Origin of the sequence: Salinivibrio sp. KP-1 (assembly GCF_000968645.1) — a bacterium.
GTDB lineage: Bacteria > Pseudomonadota > Gammaproteobacteria > Enterobacterales > Vibrionaceae > Salinivibrio > Salinivibrio siamensis.
Window position 1 is genome coordinate 109,889 of sequence record NZ_LAQR01000002.1, and the last position, 17,381, is coordinate 127,269.

Sequence of the window (17,381 nt, forward strand, 5' to 3'; positions counted from 1 at the left end):
AATAGAGAATGGGTAAATTGGATAACCAGCAGCTGGAAAAAATTCGCACCATGATCCCGGAAATGCGCCGGGTTAAGCGGATCCACTTTGTGGGGATCGGCGGTGCAGGCATGTGTGGTATTGCTGAAGTGCTGATTAATGAAGGTTACCAAATAACCGGCTCGGATCTTGCACAGAATATCGTCACAGAGCGATTGGCATCCATGGGGGCGCAGATTTTTATCGGTCATCAAGCCAGCCATATTGAACAAGCCAGTGTCGTGGTGGTATCGACGGCCATCAAGCCGGATAACCCAGAGGTGGAAGCGGCAAAGGCGGCGCGTATTCCTGTGGTGCGTCGGGCGGAAATGCTTGCCGAGTTAATGCGCTACCGGCACGGAATTGCCGTTGCCGGTACACACGGCAAAACCACCACCACCGCGATGGTCACACAAATTTTCTCTGAGGCAGGGTTAGATCCCACTTTCGTCAATGGAGGGTTGGTAAAAAGTGCAGGCACCAATGCGCGGTTAGGTAGCAGTCGCTATTTGATTGCCGAAGCAGATGAAAGTGATGCTTCCTTTTTACACTTGCAGCCAATGGTCGCCATTGTCACCAACATAGAAGCGGACCACATGGACACTTATGGTGGTAGCTTCGCGAAGTTGCAGCAGACGTTTATCGACTTTCTCCATAATCTGCCTTTTTACGGATTGGCGGTGGTGTGCATTGATGATCCGGTCGTTCGTGAGCTGATCCCGTCGATTGGACGGCAAGTGATCACTTACGGGTTCTCGCAAGATGCCGATGTATGTTTACATGATTACCAACAGCATGGGCAGTGTGGCGTGTTTAAAGTCACACGCCCTCACCGCGAGACACTGACGATTCGTTTAAATACGCCAGGCCAGCACAATGCGCTCAACGCGGCAGCGGCGATTGCTGTCGCCACAGAAGATGGTGTCGACGATGAGGCTATTTTACGTGCTTTAGCCAATTTTGCGGGTACAGGGCGGCGTTTTGACCAACTCGGTGAGTTTGCCGTGGAGGATGGCACCGCCTTGCTGGTCGATGATTATGGTCATCACCCCAGTGAAGTGGACGTGACCATCAAAGCGGCACGCGCTGGCTGGCAAGACCATCGTTTAGTGATGATTTTTCAGCCACACCGTTACAGCCGTACGCGCGATCTTTATGATGACTTTGCCAATGTGTTGGAAAAAGTGGATGTTTTGCTGATGCTGGATGTGTACTCAGCGGGTGAAACGCCGATTGCGGGGGCTGACGGTAGAAGCTTGTGTCGTAGCATTCGCGCGCGCGGGAAGCTGGATCCTATTTTTGTGCCTAATGCTGAGGCATTACCCCCGGCGTTAGCCAACGTGCTGCAACCTAATGACTTGGTTTTAACACAAGGCGCAGGTGATATTGGTAAAGTAGCAAAAAATTTAGCGGCAAAGCAGCTAGACAAGGCTAAAATGGCGCAATAAAAAGTAGCTGGCGAGATAAAAATAGCGGTCAACATCGGTTGTTGCGAGAATAAACATCGGTTTTTATCGTCTTTGTGGGAAAATGACGCGCAATCGATCCCAGCTTATTGATGAAAGTGCATCTCTAGGTTGGAGAGCGTCACGCGGGATCGCTATAATCAGTCGGTTTTTTCGCTGTGAGTGTCAAGTCGCATCGACACAAGGCGATAAGATAGGTATGAGCATGGTCAATGCCCTGACACGCGTACAAGCAGTGATAAAACTGGATCGGCAAACAGGCGCCTCACTCGCGTTCCTGGTTGGGGTGATCACCCTGATGTTGCTAGGGATCGTCCGTGTGATTGATTGGATGAGTGATGAGCAGCAGCTCCCCTTGTCACAACTGGTGATGGAAGGTGACCAAACACATGTCAGTGTTGATCAAGTTCGCCAAGCCGTGTTGTCAGGCGGCGAGCTAAAAAGCTTTATGCTGCAGGATGTAAATCGCATCCAAGCGAACATTGAGGCGCTCCCATGGGTGAAACAGGTTGCGGTAAGAAAGCAGTGGCCCGACACCTTAAAGGTACATATTACTGAATACCGGGCGAGCGCGATTTGGAATAGGCAAAAGTTGCTGACGCCAGACGGGACGGTATTCAATGGCGCCCCGCAAGATGTCGCCGATAAAAAGCTGGTGTCGCTACACGGCAATACCGGCACGTCGGAAGAAGTATTGCATACGAGTCGAGAGCTCGAACGTAAATTACAGCGAATTGGCTTATCGATTCAGGCGTTATCACTCAATAAACGGCGCTCATGGCGTATCGTGACACGAGATGGCGTACGGATTGAGTTAGGGCGAAAGGCGCGACAAGAAAGGCTAGCGCGATTGGTCCGTTTATATCCGCGGATAAAGGCACAAGACAAAGCCATTGCGTATGTCGATTTACGTTATGACACCGGGGCTGCGGTAGGCTGGAAAACAGAGGCAGACGACGCGAATCGCCAAAATTAAGAGATGGTTGAATGAATAAAACGACAGACAAGTCACTGATAGTTGGGCTCGATATAGGGACGTCCAAAGTGTCTACCCTGGTCAGTGAAGTGCTGCCAGATGGCACGATCAACGTGCTGGGTGTGGGAAGTAGTCCCTCTCGCGGCATGGATAAAGGTGGCGTTAACGACTTAGAGTCTGTGGTTAAATCTGTTCAGCGTGCGGTGAATGAAGCCGAGATGATGGCAGATTGCCAAATCAGCTCTGTCTATCTTTCTTTGTCAGGGAAGCATATTCACTGCCAAACTGAGAGAGGGATGGGGACAATATCGGATGAAGATGTTACCCAAGACGACATAGACAATGTGATTCATACCGCGAAGTCGGTCAAAATCAGTGATGAGCAGCGCGTGCTGCATGTGATCCCACAAGAATACAAAATTGATTATCAAGAAGGGATCAAAAATCCGCTCGGGTTATCCGGGGTGAGGATGGAAGCGAGTGTGCACCTCATCACATGTCACAATGACACCGCAAAAAATATTGAGAAAGCAGTCGAACGTTGTGGTCTTAGCGTTGATCAACTGATTTTCTCCGGGCTTTCAGCAAGTCATGCCGTGATCACACCGGATGAGCGAGAGCTAGGTGTCTGTGTCGTCGATATCGGCGGCGGCACCATGGATCTTGCCGTGTGGACAGGAGGTGCCCTCCGCCATGCCGAAGTGATCCCCTATGCGGGCAATGTGATTACCAGTGATATTGCCTATGCCTTTGGCACACCACTGGCCGATGCAGAAGACATTAAAGTGAAATATGGCTGTGCATTGAGTGAGTTGGTGAACAAGGATGCCAAAGTGAATGTCCCAAGTGTGGGAGGACGCCCATCAAGGACATTGCAGCGACAAACCTTGTCAGAGGTGATTGAGCCGCGTTGCTCAGAGCTTTTGGGACTGGTAAACCAAAAGCTGGTCGCTATCCAAGAAAAGCTGCGTAGCGATGGTGTTAAACATCAAATGGCAGCGGGAATTGTGCTCACTGGGGGCGCATCACAAATGCATGGCTTGGTGGAATGTGCAGAACGCGTATTCCAAAACCAAGTAAGAGTGGGGCAACCTGTGAATGTCACCGGATTGACCGACTATGTGCAAGCGCCTTGTTATGCAACCGCGGTTGGGCTTTTACACTACGGCAAAGAAAGCTTGCTGACAGAAACGAGTGAACCAGAACAAAAGCGGGCTGTGGCTAGCTGGATAAACAAGCTGAGTAGCTGGTTTAAGAAAGAATTTTAACCCTGATGCGAACAGGAAGGACGGAGAGAACTCATGTTTGAACCGATGATGGAAATGTCTGACGATGCGGTGATTAAGGTCGTCGGCATTGGCGGTGGCGGTGGTAACGCCGTTGAGCATATGGTGCGTGAGTCAATCGAAGGGGTTGACTTTATTAGCATTAACACGGATGCCCAAGCACTACGTAAAAGCAGCGTAGGCACGGTCATTCAAATTGGTGGTGATATCACTAAAGGCCTAGGTGCGGGGGCTAACCCACAAGTAGGTCGAGATTCTGCCCTTGAAGATCGCGATGCGATTAAAGCTGAGCTCGAAGGTGCCGATATGGTATTTATCGCAGCCGGAATGGGCGGTGGTACAGGAACCGGCGGAGCCCCCATTATTGCGGAAATCGCGAAAGAAATGGGAATCCTGACCGTTGCTGTGGTCACTAAACCATTCAGCTTTGAGGGTAAAAAGCGACTCGCTTTTGCAGAGCAAGGTATCGAAGAGCTGTCAAAACATGTTGACTCGCTGATTACGATCCCGAACGAAAAACTGCTTAAAGTGCTAGGTCGCGGGATTACATTACTCGATGCCTTTGCCAAAGCAAACGACGTGCTACGCAACGCCGTGCAAGGGATCGCCGAGTTAATCACGCGCCCAGGTCACATCAACGTCGACTTTGCGGATGTCCGCACTGTGATGTCAGAGATGGGACACGCGATGATGGGCAGCGGCGTGGCAACCGGCGAAGATCGCGCGGAAGAGGCAGCAGAAATGGCCATTTCTAGCCCGCTTCTTGAGGACATCGATTTAGCCGGTGCGCGCGGTGTGCTGGTGAATATTACCGCGGGCTTTGATATGCGTCTTGATGAATTTGAGACCGTGGGTAACACCGTCAAAGCGTTTGCATCAGACAATGCGACTGTGGTGATTGGGACATCGATGGACCCAGAGATGAGCGACGAGCTGCGTGTGACTGTCGTGGCCACCGGAATTGGTAATGAGCGTAAGCCAGATATCACCTTGGTGACCAACTCACAGTCTGGGCAAGCACAGGCAGAGCCGAAAAAGGCACAGCCTTTGCAAGAGAAACCTCAGGCGGCAAGTGCAAACCCTGCGGCGAAAGAGCAGCCTGCTGCATCGTCTTCGAATGCAGCACCAAAATCGCAGACCGAGCATGATTATCTCGATATTCCTGCGTTTTTGCGTAAACAAGCTGACTAATCGCAATTGCTTGGTTTGTAGCCAGTGATGTGCTATCATCACGCTCCCCTTGTCTAAGGTGACAGGGTAATGAGTGACGCAGAGCACACTTTTTTGAGAAAAAGTTGAGATAAGCCGATGATTAGACAGCGAACATTGAAAAGTATGGTCCAAACGACTGGTGTGGGTCTCCACTCTGGGCGTAAGGTTACGCTTACTCTGCGTCCGGCTCCTGCCAATACCGGTGTGATTTACCGTCGCACAGACATGGAGCCACCGGTCGATTTTCCGGCTAACCCTGAGGATGTGCGCGACACCATGTTGTGCACCGCCTTAGTCAATGACGCGGGTGTTCGCATCTCAACCGTTGAGCATCTCAGTGCAGCAATTGCAGGCATGGGGATCGATAACATTATTATCGAAGTGGACGCGCCAGAAATTCCAATTATGGATGGCAGTTCAAGCCCGTTCATCTTTTTGCTGCAGTCTGCGGGTATCGACGTCCAAAACGCGCCAAAACGGTTCATTCGCATTAAAAAGCCTGTTCGCATTGAAGACGATGACAAATGGGCGGAGTTGCTGCCGTATAACGGCTTCCGTCTTGATTTTGCTATCGAATTCGACCACCCCGCGATTGAATCTGAGCAACAAAACCTGGTACTAGACTTTTCAAGCCAGTCTTTTATTAAAGACTTGAGCCGGGCTCGTACCTTCGGTTTTATGCGTGACATCGAGTACCTGCAGTCACAAAATTTGTGTCTGGGCGGCAGCTTTGACTGTGCCATCGTGCTGGACGATTATCGTATCTTGAATGAAGAAGGCTTGCGCTTTGACAACGAACTCGTCAAGCATAAGGTGTTGGACGCTATCGGTGACCTTTACATGTGTGGCCACAGTATCCTCGGTGAGATGCGCGCGTACAAATCGGGCCATGCACTGAACAACAAACTGTTGCGCGCGGTCTTGGCCGATCAAGAAGCTTGGGAGTGGGTCACGTTTGAAGAAACCGACACCTCACCGGTCGCATTTGCTGAACCGGGGATGGTCTTGGCCTAAGCCCTGTCTGATACGGTAGGCGGTTGCACGGTAACAGCGCAATGCACCATACTGAGGCAGAATAAACCGCTAATACCTAGAGATTGATAGATAAAAAGCCAGAGCTCACTCTGGCTTTTTTTGATCCTCGGCGAGTTTGGCCAACGCCTCGAACCGTGCTTTTAGTTTGGGAGAGGCATTGTCACCTAGTGCACGCAGTAACTCACCCGAGGCTTGACTAAGGTGGCGGGACGGCGCGGTTTCTTTGTCTTCTCGATCGGCGGCGGCGAGTGCCGGGTTAATTTTCACTTCAATGGTTGTTAGGCTTGCCAGCCCTTTTTGACGTAATACCGACAATAAATGTTGTCGTTCGTAGTTCAGTCGCATCGCCCAGGCGGCGCTACCGGCTTCTACCACCAATACGCCATCACGATAATTGGCGACGCGGCAAGCTTTTGATGTCTCACCGGGTAACAAGGCTAAGATCAGCTTGTTTAGCTTGGCGAGCTCAACCGCTCGCTGAGCAATATTATTGGGGTCGCTCTCCAACAGATGGAGGGTAGAGCGGGGACGGTGGTCTCTCATCGCGCAATAACTGCCTTTTTTGTCATCAATTCGGCGCCTGAACGGGCGCACAGCGTCTAATTTTCGCTAATTGATCCCTTGAGTATTGGATTTGTCATAGGATGTGAAAGTAATTTACCTTATCATACATGCTCCACCTCGGCATGTAGCCTACCGGGTTGATATATCGGTATGTCCTGAGGTGATCACCGTAGAGTGAAAAAACCATTCACAGGTAAGTGTCGCATGGGTAAGGCGATGGCGGCGTATTTTTTCCGTGCCATCTACCACATTTACATTCAGTCACGTGGAAATCGTTGTGAAGTGGCGTCATCGCCCTTGAATTCTGTCCGATTTGGCTCCACTTAAGGTAGATGCGTTTTGGCATCTTGTGTTGAATCGATGAGCTTAAGCCAACCCGCGTTTGAACTGAAACACGCCAGCATAGAGGCAGTGTAGCGGCCGCCCATGTGGGAAAACCATTAAAAAGAGTACCGGCAACGCCATGTTATCGAAAGTCCTGACTAAAGTTATCGGAAGCCGTAATGACCGCACCTTGCGTCGGCTGAGAAAAGTTGTTGATGAAATCAACAAACTCGAACCCCAATTTGAAGCATTGAATGATGATGCGCTGAAAGCGAAAACCGTTGAATTCCGCGAGCGCCTTGATCAAGGTGCCGAGCTTGATGACCTCCTTCCTGAAGCCTTTGCCACTGTACGAGAAGCCTCTAAGCGTGTATTTGGCCTGCGCCACTTTGACGTGCAAATGGTCGGCGGTATCGTACTCCACAATGGTCAGATTGCGGAAATGCGCACCGGTGAAGGTAAAACCCTGACCGCGACGCTACCTTCTTATTTGAACGCCCTGACCGGAAAAGCGGTTCACATTGTGACGGTGAATGATTATTTGGCGGAACGTGATGCCGAAACCAACCGTCCGTTGTTTGAGTTTTTAGGAATGACGGTGGGCGTCAATGTCCCCAACATGCCGCCGGAGGCGAAAAAAGCCGCTTATGCGTGTGATGTACTTTACGGTACCAATAACGAGTTCGGCTTTGACTATTTGCGTGACAACATGGCGTTTCGAGCAGAAGACCGTGTGCAACGCGATCGCTATTTCTCGATTGTCGATGAGGTTGACTCGATCCTCATTGATGAGGCGCGTACGCCTCTGATTATTTCTGGGCCAGCAGAAGACAGCTCGGAGATGTATCAGCGTATCAATGCCTTGATCCCAAGCCTGAAACAGCAAGAGCAAGAAGACACCGAAGACTATCAAGGTGATGGCCACTTCACGGTCGATGAAAAAGCCAAGCAAGTGTACATGACCGAAAATGGTCAAGAGTTTGTCGAAGACTTGCTCAAGAAAAACGGCTTGATGGAAGACGGCGATACGCTGTACTCACCGGCAAATATCAGCCTGATTCATCATATTAATGCCGCATTACGCGCGCACGTCTTGTTTGAGCGCGACGTTGATTACATCGTTAAAGACGATGAAGTCATCATCGTGGATGAGCACACTGGGCGTACCATGCCGGGACGTCGTTGGTCAGAAGGCTTACACCAGGCGGTGGAAGCCAAAGAAGGGGTGAAAATTCAAAACGAGAACCAAACGCTGGCCTCGATCACCTTCCAAAACTTCTTCCGTTTGTATGACAAACTCTCAGGCATGACAGGGACCGCGGACACCGAGGCGTTCGAATTCCAGTCTATCTATGGCCTAGACACCGTGGTTATCCCGACTAACCGCCCAATGGTGCGTAAAGATCACGCCGATCAGGTCTACATGACCGAAAAAGAAAAGTTTGCCGCTATTGCGGAAGACATCAAAACACGTGCCAAAGCCGGTCAACCGGTATTGGTCGGAACGGTATCGATTGAAAAATCTGAATTGTTATCGAATGCCTTGAAAAAAGATGGCATCAAGCACCAAGTGCTCAACGCCAAATTCCACGCCCATGAAGCCGATATTGTTGAGCAAGCCGGTTACCCAGGCACGGTAACGATCGCCACTAACATGGCCGGTCGTGGTACCGATATCGTGTTGGGTGGTAGCTGGAAACAAGTGCTGGGTGATGTTGAAAACCCGACCGATGCGCAAGTAGAAGCGGCGAAAGAAAAATGGCAGCAGCTTCATGACCAGGTCGTTGAAGCGGGTGGCCTGCATATCATTGGTACTGAGCGTCATGAATCACGTCGTATCGATAACCAGCTGCGTGGTCGTGCTGGTCGTCAAGGTGACCCAGGCTCAACCCGTTTCTATTTGTCGATGGAAGATTCTTTGATGCGGATCTTCGCCTCAGAAAAAGTCTCTAACATGATGAAACGATTAGGGATGGCCGAAGGCGAAGCCATTGAGCACCCATGGGTCAATAAAGCCATTGAAAACGCACAACGAAAAGTAGAAGGGCGTAACTTTGACATCCGTAAGCAACTGCTCGAATTTGATGATGTCGCCAACGATCAGCGCAAAGTGGTGTACGAGCTGCGTGACGCGTTACTGGTGTCAGAAGATATCAGCGAAATGATCGAGCACAACCGCGAGGATGTGGTTAATAACATTGTGAACCAGTACATTCCGCCACAATCGCTAGAAGAAATGTGGGATATTGCTGGCCTTGAAAAGCGCCTTAAAGCGGATTTTGATCTCGAATTGCCGATTCAGCAATGGCTAGATGAAGACGACAAGCTGTATGAAGAGTTGTTGCGCGAGCGCATTCTGATGGCCTTGATCGAGGTTTATAAAGGCAAAGAAGAGGCGGTAGGGGCAGAAACCCTGCGTAACTTTGAAAAAGCAGTGATGCTGCAAACCTTGGATACGCTTTGGAAAGAGCATCTCGCGGCGATGGATCACCTCCGTCAAGGTATTCACTTACGTGGCTATGCGCAGAAGAACCCGAAACAAGAGTACAAGCGCGAATCGTTTGAGCTGTTTGAGGGCATGCTAGAAGCGCTGAAAACCGATGTGGTGACAACGCTTAGCCGAGTGCGTGTTCAGCAGCCGGATGACGTTGAGCGTATGGAAGCCGAGCGCAAAGCGCGCGCAGAGCAGGCCGCGCAAAAGCAGCAAGTTAACCATGCGCAAGCTGATAACCAGTTTGATGATAGCGACAGCGCCGAACAGAGTGGCAGCGGCAACGAAACCGTGGTGCGTGATGGACGTAAAGTTGGTCGTAATGAGCCTTGTCCTTGTGGATCAGGGAAGAAATTTAAGCAATGTCACGGTAGAATCTAAGCCCTGACCATGCATTATCAAAAAGGCCGTTTATCGGCCTTTTTTTATTATCAGGAGAGACCATGAAACGGATAAGTATTGCCGCTGGCATTATTGTTAATCCGACACAAGATAAAGTCTTTATCACTCGCCGCCATGCTCACGCGCATCAAGGGGGAAAGTGGGAATTTCCTGGCGGAAAAATTGAGGGGAGTGAAACCCCGCAACGGGCACTGCTGCGTGAATTAAACGAAGAAGTCGGGATTACAGCAAAAGCGGTCAGCCCCTTTATATCGTTGGACTTTGACTTTCCCGACAAAGCATTAAGTTTGGATTTTTTCTTGGTCTGTGACTTTGAGGGTGAGCCCCAAGGCTGTGAGGGGCAAGAGGGTATTTGGGCACCGATTGCCGAATTGGATAACTATCCGTTTCCCGAGGCCAACGATGCGGTATTAGAAAAAATTCGCGCTCGGTTCTGAGCGCGAGAGAGGCGTTGTAGAAAAGTGAACAGGGGCAGAGCGTTTAATCGTGCTGCCCTTCTGACCAGAGATCATCATCAGAAAGGTCAGGGGCCCCGGGGATGGCTTTTTCTTCACTGGCCCATTCTCCCAAATCAATCAACTGACAGCGTTTACTGCAAAATGGACGATGTGGGCTGACCTCTCCCCAAACCACAGGCTGTTGGCATGTTGGGCATTTGACAACGGTAGGGGCATCACTCACGTGGATCTCCTTAACAAACACTGATATGAACAGACATATTGTCGGCGACCTCGTGATCGTCGTCAAATGGCATAAAGCGGATCGCGAAGCGGTTTTTGTGCCCAGACACTAACGGGTAAACCCCGAGATCAGGGGATATCTTAAGCCGAATTAAGCAGGCGCCATCCGCCTCTTGCTGGTAAAAGCCTTGTTGGACGGTGGCGGTTCCCCCGTGTGCGCTTTCACGTGTGAGCTGCAGCCAGAACGCCAAAGCGTGGCGTAATGGTGCCAGGGTTTCCATCCAGGCCTGAATCGCACTTTGCCGTGCGGCAAGCGGTTGATGGAGCCAGTAATGGAAATTGGGGAGATCAAAGCTACAGCTCCCCCCTGGAATCGAAAAGCGCTGCTTGATGCTGGTTAAAAAGCGATCTTCTTTTAACGCTTGGCCGAAGCGTTTGGCTTGCAATACCGCGCGTTGGTGTGCGGCGAGTTGATCGAGTAGCTGGTTGAGCTGTGTCTGATCGACCTGGGGGACATCAGCCCAGGCTTTGAGTTTTTTCTTGAGTTTGTCCAAATCCTTGGCGAGATCCGCTTTCACTTGCACCTGCTCTAAAATCTCCTGTAGGTCAAACAGGCTGCGGAAAAATTGAATATGGTGGCAGGGCGCAGAAAGCCCGCTCACTTCGTCCAGTTGAGAGAGCAGGTACTCCAGGCGCAAGTAAATTCGCACCTGTTCATTGAGTGGGTGTTCATACAAAGTGAGGCTGGTCATAAGCGTTTAGCTGTCCTGTCCGACTATGGGTCGACGTTTGCCTGGGTTGCCAAGGTTAAATACGTGTGATGTAAGGCATCAACTTGCCGATCAAGTTCCGCTTCGGTTTGCGTATTATCGATCACATCATCGGCGACGGCGAGGCGTTGTGAGCGACTGGCTTGTGCGGCCAAAATCGCGTGAACTTGTTGTTCGCTCACGTGATCACGCGCGAGCGTGCGCGCGATTTGTGTTTGCTCGTCAACATCGACGACCAACACCCGTTGCGCCAATGACGTCAGGTTATTCTCTACTAACAAGGGCACCACAAGCAAACAATACGCTGAACTGGCCTGCGCACAGGCTTGGATCATGCGTTGGCGGATCATGGGATGAAGCAGGTTATCGAGCCATTGCTTGTCGTCTGGATGACTAAACACTCGCTCACGAAGCCAGGCACGATCTAGGCTGCCATCTGGGGTTAATGCCGGCGCGCCAAAACGCGCGACAATCGCGGCCAGACCATCACTACCGGGAGCAACCACCTCACGGGCGATCACATCGGCATCAATAATATCAATGCCCTTGGCGGCAAAACGGTTGGCAACCGTGCTTTTACCACTGCCAATCCCTCCGGTTAACCCGACCACAACGGCCATTAGCGCACTCCTAGAATTTGTGAAAGGTACCAGTGTAACAGGCTATCGCCCCAAAGCAGACTTAGCCAGCCTGCGACGGCAATAAAAGGGCCAAAGGCAAACGCGTGTTGCAGACTTTTTTGTTGTTGGCGAAGTAATAGTGCCCCGACAATGGCGCCACTCAGTGAGGCGAGTAAAATCAGTAGCGGTAAAGCTTGCCAACCGACCCAAGCGCCCAGTGCAGCAAACAGTTTAAAATCACCATAGCCCATGCCTTCTTTGCCAGTGGTGAGCTTGAATGCCCAAAAGAGGCTCCATAGGCTGAGGTAGCCTGTCATGGCGCCGATGACACTGTCTGTGAGTGAGACAGGGCTGATCCCCAAGAGTGCGAGAGCGATCCCAGCCCAAAGGAGTGGCAGGGTAAGCTGATCGGGCAGCAACAGGGTTTCCCAATCAATGAGGGTCAGCGCCAGCAAAGTGAGGCTGGCCGCCATCACCGCGACGGCCCACGCCGGTGAGGAAATAAGCCATGCCGGTAACACACAGACAATAGCACTGGTGACCTCGACCAGTGGGTAGCGCGGACTAATCATCGTGCCACACTGACGGCAGCGGCCTTTTAACATCAGCCAACTGAGCAAAGGAATATTATCGTACCACGCAATCGGCTGCTGACAATCTGGGCAGTGTGAGGCGGGAAGACACAAATCAAAGCGCTGCGCGTTAGGGGCGTCAATATTAGCATCGGGAAACGTGGCCAAGCATTCTTGCCGCCAACGCCGCGCCATCATGATTGGCACGCGCGCGATGACCACATTTAAAAAGCTACCGACAATCAGACCAAATAAGCCAGCAAAAAAAATGAATAACGGTGATGAGAATATCAACATGGTACCTTCTGGGCATGAACCTTGTGCGCATCATAGCGCCTTGTGGCGAGAGACTCTATCTTGGCTAGCCAAGAACAGACATCAGATTAAAAATGGGTAGATACATGGCCACCACTAAGCCGCCAATTAATAGCCCTAGCACTAAAATTAACAGGGGCTCGATGATTTTACCGAGATTGTCCACGGTGTTGTCGACCTCGGCTTCATAGATTTGTGCGATGCGATTGAGCATATCATCGAGCGATCCCGACTCTTCGCCAATCATTACCATTTGCGTCACCATCACAGGGAAGCTATTACTGTCGCGCAAGGCTTGGTAAAGCGGAATACCAGTGGCCGTGTGCTGATGCACGGCGTTAAGCGCGTGAACATAATACGCGTTGGTCATGGATTTCGTCGCGGCTTGCAAGCCAGAGAGTAACGGAATACCGGCACTAAAGGTGGTGGCTAAGGTGCGAGAAAATTTGGCAATGCAGGCTTTGCCAATCACTTCACCAATGACGGGGAATTTGAGCAGCCAGCGGTCATAGTGATATCGGTAGGTCGCGTTTTTACGCTGCAGTAATTGATGCGCAGCGGCAAGGCCCGCTACGACAACAGTCATGGTTAAGGCGTGCTGACTGACGATATCAGACAAGGCGAGCACTTGTTGGGTGAGCCAAGGCAGTTCTGCCCCGAAGGAGTCAAAAATATGTTTAAACTTCGGGATCACGAATACCAGCAGGTAGGCACTGACGCCTAATGCCACGCTGACCACGATGCTGGGATAGATCATGGCTTTGATGACTTTACTGCGAAGCAACGCCTGCTTTTCACGGTATAGAGTCAGGCGAGCAAAGATCTCCGGCAGTTGCCCGGTTTGCTCGCCCGTTGCGACTAAATCGCAATAAAAGCGATCAAACAAGGGACTTGCGTGCGCCAACGCATCACTCAAATTGGTACCCGCCTCCAGTTGCTGGCGGATATGACGCACCAGTAAGCGCATTTCGGCTTTGACCTGATTGAGCGCGATGAGGTTGAGGGCTTGCACGATAGGGATGCCAGACTCAAGCAAGGTGGTGAGATCGCGGGAAAATTGGGTGATATCTGCTGCTTTGGCTTTATGACGACGCTGCTGAAAGCTCGATAGTCGGCGGCGAATAAGGCGGCTGGGGACGATAGATTGGTTGGCTAGCTCTTGGCGTGCATCTCTCTCGGTATAGGCGAACACTTGCCCTTGTTTTTCACCGCTTGCGGCGGCTTGGCGCCAATGAAAGATAAACAGGGTAGGTTTGGCCATGACGACTCCTTAGGCAAGTTGAATAACGCGGGTAAGTTCTTGAATACTGGTGCTCCCTTGGTTGAGTTTGGCAACGCCAGAGTCGGGCAACCGCCACATGCCTTCTTCGGCAGCCAGTTGGGTTAGTTCAATGGCACTGGCATTGCGGTAAATGGCGCCAGCAATGGCTTCGGTCACGGGAAGCACCTCGTATACCCCTGTGCGGCCTTGATAGCCCTGATAGCACTGATAACAGCCGTGGGGGTTAGCCTGGTACAGAGTACTTGGGGTTAGAGACGGATAGAGGTTAGCCAAGAACTGAAGGCGAGGATCACCAGACGGATGCGGTTGTTTGCAAATAGGGCATAAACGGCGTACTAAACGCTGGGCCACTACCAAGCTCAGAGAGCTAGCAAGATTGTAGGGCGCAATGCCCATATGGGCTAAACGGGTGATGCTCTCGGCCGCTGAATTGGTATGCAGGGTTGATAACACCAGATGACCGGTTTGCGCCGCTTTGATCCCGATTTCAGCGGTGTCGAGATCGCGTATTTCTCCTACCATCACCACATCGGGATCTTGGCGTAAAAAGGCGCGGAGTGCGGTGGCAAAGTCTAAACCAATGGCCGTGTTGACGTTGACTTGGTTGACGCCTTCTAGCTGGATCTCAACCGGATCTTCGACGGTGGCAATATTACGCTCGGGCTGATTGAGATACTTTAACCCACTGTACAAAGAGACGGTTTTGCCGCTTCCGGTTGGGCCGGTAAACAAAATCATCCCTTGCGGTCTATCCAGTGCCTCTTGATAGTGCCGGCGCTGCCACTCGGTTAAGCCTAAATCATGCAGCGTCAGTTGCTGCTGGCCATTATTTAACAAGCGCACCACCACCTTCTCGCCCCAAACGGTCGGTAAGGTGGAGACGCGCATATCGACGGTGTGATCACTGGTGAGAGTCAGCTTGATGCGCCCGTCTTGTGGTAAGCGTCGCTCGGCAATATTGAGTTGGGCTAAGATTTTGAGTCGAGTCGACAGCCGCCGCGAGACGCCCGAGGGAGGATGAGCATAGGTGTGCAATAAACCGTCTTGGCGAAAGCGAATTTGGTAGTGCTGCTCAAAGGGCTCGAAGTGCACGTCGGAGGCGTTTTTACGCACTGCATCCACCAAGATCTGTTGAATGTAGCGACTGATCGGCGCCTGATCGCTTTGTAGCTCGGTGCTGTCTTCTTGAGGGCTATCGGTGACGGTCAGGGCGACTAAGTCCTGATCGCTGATAGTCATGCCATCGTGGGTGCCATCGATATCTTCGCCGTACAAGTGACGCAGCGCGGCATCCAAATCCGGCTGACTGAGCACTACCAAACGAACATTGAGCCCAGTAGAAAAGCGAAAGTCGGCGACCGCCTCTTGGTTATCCGGGTCACTGACGCCGAGCAGTAGCTGTTGGCCTTGCTGGGCAAGCGGCAGCACTTGATGACGCTGAATCAAATCGCGCCTATCTAGGGCATAACAGGTGTCTTTAAACGGGTACTGATGGCTCTCCACGAACGGAAGGTGGTGCTGACTCGCGAGGGTGTGGGCGAGCGCGGTGGGGTCAACGCCTGCATCGAGTAAATGCGCGAGGCTGAGCGACACATTGTCGCCAATGCCCAACGCATGGCGCTGGGCATCACTCAACAAACCAGATTGATACAACGGAGCGGTTGGGATCATTGGCTGCTTATGCTTTTTTACATCCTTTAATATCACCATCTTCGAAAGTTTCTTTCGTTGTGTATTTACATACCCAAGCAAGCTCGTTTTTCTCAAAGGTAATTATTGTCCCGTCAATAGAGCTTTTTCCATTAAACGTGACTGTAAGCTCAGTCCCTTTATCATCTTCGCCTTCTCCACTAGCGCCCGAGACGTTGACTGTTGCCAACTCTCCGAGATTCGCTGCGTCACCTAAGGCTTTTTTAAAGTCACTCGTTGAAGAGTCACTATTTCCATCCAAATAAAGATCTAACCGTGTAAGAAGAGCACGGCCTGATGCTAACCCTGAGTTAAATTCAGCAATTTTCTGTTTATTAACATAAGCGGGGACAGCGATAGCAGACAGGGCTGCGATAATGCCGACGACGATCAGTAACTCAATCAAGCTAAACCCTTGTTGCTTTTGCATCCTATATCTCTCCTCTTAATGATGGTCGGCCGCCAACGCGGTGGCCGCGAGTGCAGCGACTTTACGCTGGTGAATGTGACGCAAAAAAGAGGGCGAATATGAGTTTGAGAGTGAAGGGTAAAAGCCGGATGTAATGGTGTTTTTTTCTACTGTAGTATTCGACGGACAACAAATTTTTTGTCATAAACTGGGTATAAAAAAGGCCGCTCAATCCGAGCGGCCTCATTACTAAGGTGAGTCAGTGGTCACTGAAAGCGCATCGACAAATCGAGTGCGGTCACGTGCTTGGTGAGTGCGCCGACAGAAATATAATCCACCCCGGTGGCGGCGTATGTTGCCAGCGTCTCTAGGGTGACATTGCCCGAGACTTCCAGCGCAACGCGATTTTGGTTTAACGCCACCGCTTCACGCATCATCGGCACACTAAAGTTATCCAGCATGACAATATCGGCGCCTGCGTTAATCGCTTGTTGCAGCTCATCCAGGGTTTCGGTTTCTACTTCGACCGGTTTATCAGGATTAAGTCGGCGCGCCGCTTTGACGGCGTTCTCTATCCCGCCACAGGCGAGAATATGATTCTCTTTGATCAAATAAGCATCAAACACACCAATACGATGGTTATGGCCACCACCGCAGGCAACAGCGTATTTGAGGGCACTGCGCAGTCCCGGAATGGTCTTACGCGTGTCGAGCAATTTGGTGTGGGTGCCGTTGAGCGCTGCCACATAGGTGGCGACCTTACTCGCACACCCAGAGAGGGTTTGAATAAAGTTCATCGCATTGCGTTCACCGGTCAACAAGACACGCGAGGGGCCCTGTAAGGTACACAGCGATTGGTTGGCGGTGATGGCGTCGCCGTCCTCGACATGCCACGTCAAGGTGACTTCGCCACCGAGCTGATGAAACACTTCATCCGCAAAGGCACGGCCACAGAAAACGCCATCTTCTCGGGTGATCAATGTGGCTGTGGATACTGAGTCTGCCGGAATGAGGCTGGCGGTTATGTCTTTACTGGCGTCGATCTCGCCACCCAAATCTTCTCGCAGTGCGTCGGTCACCGCGCGGGTCACGTCGGCGCTGAGGTGAGAGGTGAGATAGGCCAGGCGGCGCTCGCTGTCATGGACAGCATGAAAAGGGGTCGATGTCATCATGGCTTACCGCGGTCATCAAAAAGTGGTCGAATGATAACGCTGGTGATAACGAAATGCAGCTTTTCTCTCTCGTTTCCCCGTATTCGTCTATCTTTTTA

At 51.4% G+C, this 17,381-nt stretch carries 16 protein-coding genes; 7 read left to right on the forward strand and 9 right to left on the reverse strand.

What is annotated here, in order from left to right; all coding sequences use genetic code 11:
• Window positions 1–8: 8 nt before the first annotated feature.
• The 5 genes from murC (at window position 9) to lpxC (ending at window position 5,972) form a co-directional block, all read left to right on the forward strand.
• Window positions 9–1,466, forward strand: a complete 1,458-nt coding sequence (gene murC / locus WN56_RS04960) for a UDP-N-acetylmuramate--L-alanine ligase (RefSeq protein ID WP_046073969.1) — start codon at window positions 9–11, stop codon at window positions 1,464–1,466.
• A gap of 217 nt (window positions 1,467–1,683) precedes the next feature.
• On the forward strand, window positions 1,684–2,460 hold the full coding sequence (locus WN56_RS04965) for a cell division protein FtsQ/DivIB (protein WP_046073970.1): 777 nt from the start codon (window positions 1,684–1,686) through the stop codon (window positions 2,458–2,460).
• A gap of 11 nt (window positions 2,461–2,471) precedes the next feature.
• Window positions 2,472–3,728, forward strand: a complete 1,257-nt coding sequence (gene ftsA, locus WN56_RS04970; protein WP_046073971.1) for a cell division protein FtsA — start codon at window positions 2,472–2,474, stop codon at window positions 3,726–3,728.
• A gap of 33 nt (window positions 3,729–3,761) precedes the next feature.
• A complete protein-coding gene (gene ftsZ, locus WN56_RS04975; RefSeq protein WP_046073972.1) occupies window positions 3,762–4,937 on the forward strand; it encodes a cell division protein FtsZ in 1,176 nt (391 codons plus the stop codon).
• A gap of 117 nt (window positions 4,938–5,054) precedes the next feature.
• Window positions 5,055–5,972: a UDP-3-O-acyl-N-acetylglucosamine deacetylase gene (lpxC, locus tag WN56_RS04980; protein WP_046073973.1), complete on the forward strand. Its 918-nt coding sequence runs from the start codon at window positions 5,055–5,057 to the stop codon at window positions 5,970–5,972.
• 105 nt (window positions 5,973–6,077) lie between these two features.
• Here lpxC and WN56_RS04985 read toward each other — a convergent pair whose 3' ends face one another.
• Window positions 6,078–6,536: a DUF721 domain-containing protein gene (locus WN56_RS04985; RefSeq protein WP_046073974.1), complete on the reverse strand. Its 459-nt coding sequence runs from the start codon at window positions 6,534–6,536 to the stop codon at window positions 6,078–6,080.
• A 484-nt stretch (window positions 6,537–7,020) separates the two neighbouring features.
• Here WN56_RS04985 and secA point away from each other — a divergent pair, with 484 nt between their 5' ends.
• Together secA and mutT are read left to right on the forward strand one after the other, a co-directional pair.
• On the forward strand, window positions 7,021–9,753 hold the full coding sequence (secA, locus tag WN56_RS04990) for a preprotein translocase subunit SecA (RefSeq protein WP_046073975.1): 2,733 nt from the start codon (window positions 7,021–7,023) through the stop codon (window positions 9,751–9,753).
• A 62-nt stretch (window positions 9,754–9,815) separates the two neighbouring features.
• A complete protein-coding gene (gene mutT, locus WN56_RS04995) occupies window positions 9,816–10,211 on the forward strand; it encodes an 8-oxo-dGTP diphosphatase MutT (RefSeq protein WP_046073976.1) in 396 nt (131 codons plus the stop codon).
• 43 nt (window positions 10,212–10,254) lie between these two features.
• On the opposite strand, the gene yacG is transcribed toward mutT, so the two are convergent.
• The 8 genes from yacG to nadC form a co-directional block, all read right to left on the reverse strand.
• Window positions 10,255–10,455 (reverse strand): DNA gyrase inhibitor YacG, encoded by a 201-nt coding sequence (gene yacG, locus WN56_RS05000; protein WP_046073977.1) that lies wholly within the window; start codon window positions 10,453–10,455, stop codon window positions 10,255–10,257.
• Between the two features lie 10 nt (window positions 10,456–10,465).
• Window positions 10,466–11,206: a cell division protein ZapD gene (gene zapD / locus WN56_RS05005; protein ID WP_046073978.1), complete on the reverse strand. Its 741-nt coding sequence runs from the start codon at window positions 11,204–11,206 to the stop codon at window positions 10,466–10,468.
• A 23-nt stretch (window positions 11,207–11,229) separates the two neighbouring features.
• Window positions 11,230–11,844 (reverse strand): dephospho-CoA kinase, encoded by a 615-nt coding sequence (coaE, locus tag WN56_RS05010; RefSeq protein ID WP_046073979.1) that lies wholly within the window; start codon window positions 11,842–11,844, stop codon window positions 11,230–11,232.
• A complete protein-coding gene (locus WN56_RS05015) occupies window positions 11,844–12,713 on the reverse strand; it encodes an A24 family peptidase (protein WP_046073980.1) in 870 nt (289 codons plus the stop codon). The genes coaE and WN56_RS05015 overlap by 1 nt, the downstream gene beginning before the upstream one ends.
• Before the next feature lie 64 nt (window positions 12,714–12,777).
• Entirely contained in the window at window positions 12,778–13,992 is a 1,215-nt protein-coding gene (locus WN56_RS05020) for a type II secretion system F family protein (protein ID WP_046073981.1), read from the reverse strand.
• Between the two features lie 9 nt (window positions 13,993–14,001).
• Entirely contained in the window at window positions 14,002–15,723 is a 1,722-nt protein-coding gene (gene pilB / locus WN56_RS05025; RefSeq protein WP_231637409.1) for a type IV-A pilus assembly ATPase PilB, read from the reverse strand.
• Window positions 15,692–16,132 carry a prepilin-type N-terminal cleavage/methylation domain-containing protein gene (locus tag WN56_RS17045; RefSeq protein ID WP_046073982.1) on the reverse strand — a complete coding sequence of 147 codons (441 nt, stop codon included), beginning with the start codon at window positions 16,130–16,132 and terminating at the stop codon, window positions 15,692–15,694. The genes pilB and WN56_RS17045 overlap by 32 nt, the downstream gene beginning before the upstream one ends.
• A gap of 245 nt (window positions 16,133–16,377) precedes the next feature.
• Window positions 16,378–17,283 carry a carboxylating nicotinate-nucleotide diphosphorylase gene (gene nadC, locus WN56_RS05035; protein ID WP_046073983.1) on the reverse strand — a complete coding sequence of 302 codons (906 nt, stop codon included), beginning with the start codon at window positions 17,281–17,283 and terminating at the stop codon, window positions 16,378–16,380.
• Between the last annotated feature and the right edge of the window lie 98 nt (window positions 17,284–17,381).

Excerpts from the sequence above, each read along its gene's own strand:
- WN56_RS05015 (WP_046073980.1), bottom strand. The coding sequence starts at position 12,713 with ATGTTGATATTCTCATCACCGTTATTCATTTTTTTTGCTGGCTTATTT.
- WN56_RS04965 (WP_046073970.1), top strand. The coding sequence starts at position 1,684 with ATGAGCATGGTCAATGCCCTGACACGCGTACAAGCAGTGATAAAACTG.
- WN56_RS04985 (WP_046073974.1), bottom strand. The coding sequence starts at position 6,536 with ATGAGAGACCACCGTCCCCGCTCTACCCTCCATCTGTTGGAGAGCGAC.
- coaE (WP_046073979.1), bottom strand. The coding sequence starts at position 11,844 with ATGGCCGTTGTGGTCGGGTTAACCGGAGGGATTGGCAGTGGTAAAAGC.
- nadC (WP_046073983.1), bottom strand. The coding sequence starts at position 17,283 with ATGATGACATCGACCCCTTTTCATGCTGTCCATGACAGCGAGCGCCGC.
- WN56_RS05020 (WP_046073981.1), bottom strand. The coding sequence starts at position 13,992 with ATGGCCAAACCTACCCTGTTTATCTTTCATTGGCGCCAAGCCGCCGCA.
- murC (WP_046073969.1), top strand. The coding sequence starts at position 9 with ATGGGTAAATTGGATAACCAGCAGCTGGAAAAAATTCGCACCATGATC.
- zapD (WP_046073978.1), bottom strand. The coding sequence starts at position 11,206 with ATGACCAGCCTCACTTTGTATGAACACCCACTCAATGAACAGGTGCGA.
- ftsZ (WP_046073972.1), top strand. The coding sequence starts at position 3,762 with ATGTTTGAACCGATGATGGAAATGTCTGACGATGCGGTGATTAAGGTC.
- lpxC (WP_046073973.1), top strand. The coding sequence starts at position 5,055 with ATGATTAGACAGCGAACATTGAAAAGTATGGTCCAAACGACTGGTGTG.
- secA (WP_046073975.1), top strand. The coding sequence starts at position 7,021 with ATGTTATCGAAAGTCCTGACTAAAGTTATCGGAAGCCGTAATGACCGC.
- ftsA (WP_046073971.1), top strand. The coding sequence starts at position 2,472 with ATGAATAAAACGACAGACAAGTCACTGATAGTTGGGCTCGATATAGGG.
- pilB (WP_231637409.1), bottom strand. The coding sequence starts at position 15,723 with ATGGTGATATTAAAGGATGTAAAAAAGCATAAGCAGCCAATGATCCCA.
- WN56_RS17045 (WP_046073982.1), bottom strand. The coding sequence starts at position 16,132 with ATGCAAAAGCAACAAGGGTTTAGCTTGATTGAGTTACTGATCGTCGTC.
- mutT (WP_046073976.1), top strand. The coding sequence starts at position 9,816 with ATGAAACGGATAAGTATTGCCGCTGGCATTATTGTTAATCCGACACAA.